This is a genomic window from Klebsiella sp. CN_Kp106 (assembly GCF_040064575.1).
GTDB classification, from domain to species: Bacteria; Pseudomonadota; Gammaproteobacteria; order Enterobacterales; family Enterobacteriaceae; genus Klebsiella; species Klebsiella michiganensis.
The window spans coordinates 419,985-426,971 of record NZ_JBEAIG010000001.1 but is presented as its reverse complement, the minus strand read 5'-3'; the positions used below and the strand labels follow the sequence as shown (position 1 = coordinate 426,971).

The 6,987-nt window shown below is 43.5% G+C and carries 7 protein-coding genes and 1 tRNA gene; 1 reads left to right on the top strand and 7 read right to left on the bottom strand.

Going from position 1 to position 6,987, the window contains the following annotated elements; genetic code table 11:
• The 4 genes from ABLU96_RS01930 to ABLU96_RS01915 form a co-directional block, all read right to left on the bottom strand.
• Nucleotides 1-131: transposase (locus ABLU96_RS01930; RefSeq protein WP_348862294.1), on the bottom strand; the 131-nt coding region annotated here is incomplete at its 3' end.
• A gap of 756 nt (nt 132-887) precedes the next feature.
• Complete coding sequence (locus ABLU96_RS01925; protein ID WP_064405189.1) at nt 888-1,301, bottom strand: hypothetical protein; 414 nt, start codon at nt 1,299-1,301, stop codon at nt 888-890.
• Between the two features lie 10 nt (nt 1,302-1,311).
• The gene (locus ABLU96_RS01920) at nt 1,312-1,656 is read right to left on the bottom strand and encodes a hypothetical protein (protein WP_064405187.1); all 345 of its coding nucleotides are present in this window, start codon (nt 1,654-1,656) and stop codon (nt 1,312-1,314) included.
• 470 nt (nt 1,657-2,126) lie between these two features.
• Nucleotides 2,127-2,678: a recombinase family protein gene (locus ABLU96_RS01915; protein WP_064405185.1), complete on the bottom strand. Its 552-nt coding sequence runs from the start codon at nt 2,676-2,678 to the stop codon at nt 2,127-2,129.
• A gap of 1,000 nt (nt 2,679-3,678) precedes the next feature.
• On the opposite strand from ABLU96_RS01915, the gene ABLU96_RS01910 reads away from it, so the two are divergent.
• A complete protein-coding gene (locus ABLU96_RS01910; protein ID WP_064407197.1) occupies nt 3,679-4,701 on the top strand; it encodes a DUF4062 domain-containing protein in 1,023 nt (340 codons plus the stop codon).
• A gap of 138 nt (nt 4,702-4,839) precedes the next feature.
• Here ABLU96_RS01910 and ABLU96_RS01905 read toward each other — a convergent pair whose 3' ends face one another.
• From ABLU96_RS01905 to proA, 3 genes are all read right to left on the bottom strand, one after another.
• The gene (locus ABLU96_RS01905; protein ID WP_164913918.1) at nt 4,840-4,989 is read right to left on the bottom strand and encodes a hypothetical protein; all 150 of its coding nucleotides are present in this window, start codon (nt 4,987-4,989) and stop codon (nt 4,840-4,842) included.
• Nucleotides 4,990-5,544: 555 nt separating this feature from the next.
• Nucleotides 5,545-5,617: transfer RNA gene (locus ABLU96_RS01900), tRNA-Thr, on the bottom strand.
• Nucleotides 5,618-5,729: 112 nt separating this feature from the next.
• On the bottom strand, nt 5,730-6,983 hold the full coding sequence (gene proA, locus ABLU96_RS01895; RefSeq protein WP_014228088.1) for a glutamate-5-semialdehyde dehydrogenase: 1,254 nt from the start codon (nt 6,981-6,983) through the stop codon (nt 5,730-5,732).
• Nucleotides 6,984-6,987: the final 4 nt, after the last annotated feature.

The following is a 6,987-nucleotide window of genomic DNA, read 5'->3' as shown; positions in this document are numbered from 1 at the left end:
TTCTTCTTCCAGTTATAAAAAGTGGCTTCAGAAATCCCCATCTTTCGGCAGACTTCCCCGACACGGGTGCCGGTTTCGGCCTGTTTCAGCGCAAACGCGATCTGTTCTTCGGTATAGCGGGTCTTTTTCATGGCGATGTGCCTCTCTGTGAGATGGAAGAAAGACCGGAGACTTCAGTTTAGTCTGGCACTGTTTTCAGGGAGGAGATCAATATATTACTTTTATGATTTATTAAATATATATTATTAATAATAAATTATTAATATGATTTAGATCACTGTATGAATTATAAGTTTTGAAACTTGTGATCTGATCTTCTCCCTGCGGGAGGTTTACCACGAATCAGAAAGTAAGAGATTAAAAATAGGTTAATCATTTTTAATTGATTAGTTTCTGTATATGAGTGTTAGTATGTAGTTCATTAGTTTGATAGGTTTATCATCAAGCTAATGGAGTAGATACTTACACCTGAGTATGATCACGAATGAAATGAAGTGAATACTCCAATCATAGTCCCCGCGACATCAGCCAGAAGTATTTCTTCGGGGACTAATACTATCCACGCGATAGCGGGAAGTTACTAAATAATTAACTATTACTAAAGATAAAAAGATATTATCTTATAATTAATATAATATTTAATCTTATAATTAATATAATAGTGGTAACTTTTTTATTACCCTGGGTACTAAAATTTTATTACCCCCCTAATAAAAAATTATTACCCCCATACTAAAATCTTATTACCCTGTATCAATGTTAATACACTCTGTGCTATAGGGAGTTATTCCCTATGGTGTACCTAAAAGGGTAATAAAAATCTATTACCCCAGAGATATTTAAATGTATCAATATAAATATTGACGTCATTAACTTTAATTAACGTCTTACATCCTCTCTAAATTTTGAGTATTTTTGCAGACAAGACAGTACCAAGTACGATCATCGATATAGGTTAAATGAATAGAAGAGGAATCCTTTTCATAACAAATTGGACAGAATGGAGTTTTATCTTCATTTTTCCAATAAAGCTGACCATCATGTTCTAATGAGTTCTTTCCTTCTAACTGAGCTTTAAGATCTTGAATCTGTTCTTCTTTGCTCAACAATACAGCTTTTAAAGTCAAAAATTCGCTTTTTACCTCTAGTAGGTCATCAAGCAGATCGAGAAGTGTTAAACGCATCTCAGCAGATGTTAGCTCTTCATCTCCTTTTTTACGCAGATTACGAACCAAATCAACAGATTTATTAACAAGTTCAAGCGTGCCAGAGATAGCGGCTAAAGAAACAGGATCAGCCATTTGCATTTCCTTACTTATGATTAATTACTTTTATTTTTTGAGCAGGATGAATTTTTCCCTGTTCATATAATTCAATAACATCTTTACTATTTAAGTTAGTATATTGATCATCACATACAAATGACACGATATAACTCGAATCATTAAAAATCACTTCGATATCATCATTCTCATCTATAGGGTATGGTGCATACACCCCAGCATACTCAGGAAACATATATGTTTGGCAATTCTGTACTGGATCCCACTTAGGTACTGACCGATGGTCCCTAAATGCTTTCAAAGCTGCATTTTCATCCTCAAATTCCCCTTCAAAATAAATGCCTTGATAATTGCTGAATAGATAGTTGCTCATTATATCCTCTTTTATTGTGTGTAGTTCATGTTTAAAGTTAACTTTTCATAGTCAAAAGTAAAATGAAACGTTATTGAACTGTGATTTATCTACCCTTAATAAGGGGTAATTAAAGGCTAATTAGCACCATATTGTGGTTGATAGCTTAAGCAGATAAATCATCCCATAAATAACACAAAATAAAATAACAATATAAATCAGTGAGTTATGATTACATTAGAGATTAAGAATTTCATATAGACGTCTAAACATCCAGATTTCTAAATAAAAATTCATTAAAGTTGTTAAACAAACTCTTCTCTTCGCTATTTCGTGGTAAGTGAATTTTAGAAAAAGTAAAAATTTTGACTTTTGAAACCTGTATGAATGATCAGTGCATTATTACAAATGATAATTATTTACATATAAATTTTGGACAATAAAAAACCCCGCCGTAGCGAGGTCAATTGAGACAAGGAAGTAGAGTTAAATTATTTCAGACGATAGAAAGTGGCTTTACTAATCTGTAACTCGTCCAGCACCTGCTTTGGTGACATTCCCTGTGAAAGAAGCTGCTGAACCTGTTCTGAGGTTGCTTTATTTGGTCTACCACAGTGAACCCCTTCTGACTGAGCACGTTTAATGCCAGCGGTTCTACGCTCTGCGATGAGGTCTTTCTCCAGGCTGGCAAGCCCTGCCATCATAGTGAGCATCGCTTTACCAACTGGCGTTGACAGGTCGAAACCTTCCCGGAGACTGATAACCTTCACACCTTTGGCCTGTAAAGTCTCTACTGTTGAGAGAACATCAATCGTGTTACGTCCCAGGCGGTCTATACCAACTACAACCAGCGTATCGCCCTCTCGGACGTAGTTGAGTAGTTCACTAAACCCAGAACGCTCTACGGCTCTCACAGAACCGCTTACAGCCTCATCTACATACCATTTACTAATGTGATAACCAGCTTCTTTAATCTGCTGTTTCTGGTTCTCTACTGTCTGGTCAGAGGTAGATACCCTAACGTATCCAATAGTCGTTGTCATAATCGTTTCCTTGTCTCAAAAGGTGGTCTCATTATCTTGTGAGTATCAAAATCAAAAATCAACCTTTTAAGACTCTCAGAAGGCACATTCTACCGTGGTGATCAAACTGTCTCAAAAGGAAGTCCTTTCGAGACTGTCCAGAATCGGTCTGATATTTTAGATTTGCTGCAATTTTGAGCGATGGTGATATTTTTCTACTAAGCAGAGAGAACGTAGAGCCGTGTAAAACAATTTTGGCTGAGGTAAGGAGTAGGAAATGAGTAGGAACTAATGTCAGAGTTACTGGTAACAAATTGCCGAGAATCATCACTCGATCATATTTTCATTTTTTTTTCTGTTTTATTGACTTCTTCTCCAGGCCTTATGCGACGGGGACTTGCGGATTATTACCCTTCCGCAACCTCAATCTAACGTCAAAATCAACTCTTGTACTAAGAAGAATCCTTAATAGAATATTGCTCATGTAGTAGGTAGTCATGATCATGCCACTACATGTAGTACCATTGCCTAAATTGCAGGCATAAAAAAACCGGGTTCATTTTCACAAACCCGGCTTGCATTGCATGACCAATAGGAGTCGCCAAACTCGTATGAATCTTTGCCTTGCCTTCATTTCTGACGGCTTGATTGTGCCAGGCAAAGAGGATCATGTAAACCCTAAAATAAGCGCTCATAAGGAGCATTGCATGACCATTTGTAAACAGTCACACCGTTACAACACGCTTTTCATCAGCTTACCTCACGATCAAGGTGGTGAGGGCCGCCACAAATGTTGTGGTTGTGCCTATGATCAGGGGTATCGCGCAGGTCTAGCTCGTACAGGTCAGGTTTGGGTAGACTTAGCCGCCTTACCTGATAGTCAGGCAGGGACTGTGCGTCACAAAAGCCCACAGGCTGCTTTTGCAGAGGGTTATCGTGATGGTGTACGTGAATCCTACCGTCACGCTGGTTAATGTTGAATGAAGGGGCATAAGCCCCTTCCTCTTTTTAAGGGATAAAAATGGATAAACGTTACCAGGTTTTCGTAAGTTCAACTTTTACCGATTTAGAAGAAGAACGGAAACACGTTATACAGACTCTGATGGAAATGGATTGCATCCCAGCAGGCATGGAGTTGTTCCCAGCAATTGATGAAGGTCAATGGGAGTTCATAAAAAAAGTAATTGATGACTGTGATTACTATCTGCTGATCATTGGTGGTCGTTATGGCTCTGTCGCAGAAGATGGTTTGAGTTACACCGAAAAGGAATTCGATTACGCAGTTTCAAAAGGCTTACGCGTCGTTGTTTTGGTGCATGAGAATCCGGAAGATTTACCTTTAGCCAAATCTGAAAAGGATTCTAAACTCAGAGAGAAGCTAACTGCATTCATAGAGAAGGCCTCAACCAGTCGTCTCAGGAAAACATGGGCAACAGCCAAAGATTTACCTGGGTTGGTTGCTTTAAGTATGAGTAAAACGATGAAAACTTATCCAGCAATCGGATGGGTAAGAGCCAACTTAACTTCTTCCGAAACTGATTTACGTGCAATCGTTGATTTACAAAAAGAGAATGAATTGTTAAAAAGCGAACTGGCAAAAGTAACTTCTATTCGTAGCCAAAACCTTGACTTAGATCTAGCGGATTTCGACGACGTTTTCGATTTTGATTGTCAGTCTAATTTTCCTAGGGGGCAATACTCCGCTGGCGGTACAAAAATTTGGTCTGTTAGCATGAAATGGAAACATATATTTCATACAATATCCCCATATCTCGTACAGTATTATTCTGAATCAAATGTCTCGTCTCTTATAGCCCAAAGAGCTCAGCAGGTCGCTAGTAAAGGAGGTACATCGGCAAAAGTGTCCTCTCAAGATCTTAAGACCATAGGTGTGCAGTTGAAAGCCTATGGCTTGATAAAAATCGAATATTTAAAAACCACCAATGGGAGCATGAACACTTTCTGGTCATTAACTGAAGCTGGCCAGACTGAAATGCTGAAAATACGAACGATAAAAAAGCAAAGCCAAGAAACTTCCGAATAGACAGTTTTGATTTCGCCCCGTATTGGGGCGAACAAAGCTCAAAAACTTACTAAAGATAATATTTCTAATGCTTTTCTTTATATTAGTAATCAAATATTCCCATAACAGATTTTGGACAATAGTAGCCATAAAGCCCCGTTAGATAAATTTCCTTACATCAGAAACAAGTTTTAACTCAGCCTCTTCAGCTTTCTTGCGTTCTAACCAGGCCTTGCCCTCTGGCGTCGCCAGAAACTTCCTCGCATGGATTTTGCTATTGTTGCGTTTAGTTGCTGCTGATTTGTTCATGGATGCGCCTCCTGTGGGTTACAAAGGCAGATTAAGAAATATTCAAGTTATAAGTAAAGTTACAACGGGTTCGACATCAAAAGGCAATAAGTGGCCATTACGTGCCGTGTTGGGCACATAAGAAAGGGCGGAGCGAAGCGACACCCGCAAGTAATATGATCCCTTCACAGGGACGTTAAAGCCTCAGCATGTTCTCTTATCAGGTAGCCGTTGTAATCCGGTGGCTGAAACCGTGGCAGAGCCGGATTCTTTCCCGATCCGGTTAGTCTTCCCAACATTACGCCTGTTTATTGTCTGCAACGTCATCTCGACGTGTTGCATCATTGAGCGCCGCACGAAGCGCGGAACTTTGCTAAGGGTTTTGGTATGAGGATTAGAGACGCTGGCGACGTCTTCTGGCTTCAAAGTGAAATCTGTACAGGGTTGAGCCTGGTAACTACCTGCCCATATGTTGTACGATACCAAAGCCAGTACAACACACAGGCGTTTGGATGTGATTTTAGAAGATACAATTTCTTGGGTATTTTAACCTAAGTTATTGATTTTCTTAGAGAGTGCCGATAATAGGAGTCGAACCTACGACCTTCGCATTACGAATGCGCTGCTCTACCAACTGAGCTATATCGGCCCTGCAAGACGTGCTGACGAGCGTAAGCACGGGATAGAAGGTTAAAACTAAGTGGGTGATGCGTCAATGCCCTTGCGAATCAAACGGCTACTTTTGCATCACCCAATTAGCATTAAGCACGAATGGTATCGTCGCCGAAACCAATCCACTTATAGGTCGTCAGGGCTTCCAGGCCCATCGGGCCGCGCGCGTGCAGCTTCTGGGTGCTGACCGCCACTTCCGCGCCGAGGCCAAACTGGCCGCCGTCGGTAAAGCGGGTAGAGGCGTTGACGTACACCGCAGAGGAATCCACCTCGTTGATAAAGCGGTTCGCGTTGCCCAAGGTGCGCGTCAGGATGGCGTCGGAATGCTGGGTGCCGTGCTCGCGAATATGCGCTACCGCTTCATCCTGATCGGCCACCACCTTCACGTTCAGATCCAGCGACAGATACTCATTGTCATACTGCTCCGCTTTCACCGGCTCTACGCTGGCCGGGCCGTTTTGCAGCGCGGGCAGGGAGGCCGCATCGGCGTGCAGGCTGACGCCGCTTTCCGCCATCTGCTTGCTCAGCGCGGGCAGGAAGCGTTCGGCGATATCCTGATGCACCAGCAGCGTTTCGACCGAGTTACAGGCGCTCGGGCGCTGCACTTTGGCGTTAACGATAACCTTCAGCGCTTCGGCCACGTCGGCGGAGTGGTCGATATAAATATGGCAGACGCCGATACCGCCGGTGATCACCGGGATCGTCGACTGCTCGCGGCACAGCTTATGCAAACCTGCGCCGCCGCGCGGGATCAGCATATCGATATACTTATCCATCTTCAGCATCTCGCCGACCAGCGCGCGATCCGGGCTCTCAATCGCCTGCACGGTGGCCGCCGGTAAGCCGCACTCCTGCAGCGCCTGCTGAATCACTTTCACCGTGGCGGCGTTGGTGCGCCAGGTCTCTTTACCGCCGCGCAGAATCGCCGCGTTGCCGGTTTTCAGGCACAAAGAGGCGACGTCGACGGTCACGTTCGGACGGGCTTCATAAATTACGCCCACCACGCCCAGCGGCACGCGGCGACGCTCAATGCGCAGGCCGCTGTCCAGCAGACCGCCGTCGATCACCTGACCGACCGGGTCCGCCAGGCTGCAGACCTGACGAACATCGTTAGCAATTCCGCTCAGGCGCGCCGGGTTGAGCGCCAGGCGGTCAAGCAGCGCCTCGCTCAAACCGTTGGCGCGCGCTTCCGCCAGATCCTCAGCGTTAGCCCTCAGGATCGCGTCGGTCTGCGCTTCAAGATAGTCGGCAATCTTTTCCAGCACCCGGTTCTTTTCGCGGCTGGAAAGCTGCGCGAGTTTGTACGAGGCCGCTTTGGCAGCAATGCCCATTTGTTCCAGCATTTTC

Coding starts and splice junctions, on each gene's coding strand:
- ABLU96_RS01910 (WP_064407197.1), top strand. CDS start 3,679: ATGGATAAACGTTACCAGGTTTTCGTAAGTTCAACTTTTACCGATTTA.
- ABLU96_RS01905 (WP_164913918.1), bottom strand. CDS start 4,989: ATGAACAAATCAGCAGCAACTAAACGCAACAATAGCAAAATCCATGCG.
- ABLU96_RS01920 (WP_064405187.1), bottom strand. CDS start 1,656: ATGAGCAACTATCTATTCAGCAATTATCAAGGCATTTATTTTGAAGGG.
- ABLU96_RS01915 (WP_064405185.1), bottom strand. CDS start 2,678: ATGACAACGACTATTGGATACGTTAGGGTATCTACCTCTGACCAGACA.
- ABLU96_RS01925 (WP_064405189.1), bottom strand. CDS start 1,301: ATGGCTGATCCTGTTTCTTTAGCCGCTATCTCTGGCACGCTTGAACTT.
- proA (WP_014228088.1), bottom strand. CDS start 6,983: ATGCTGGAACAAATGGGCATTGCTGCCAAAGCGGCCTCGTACAAACTC.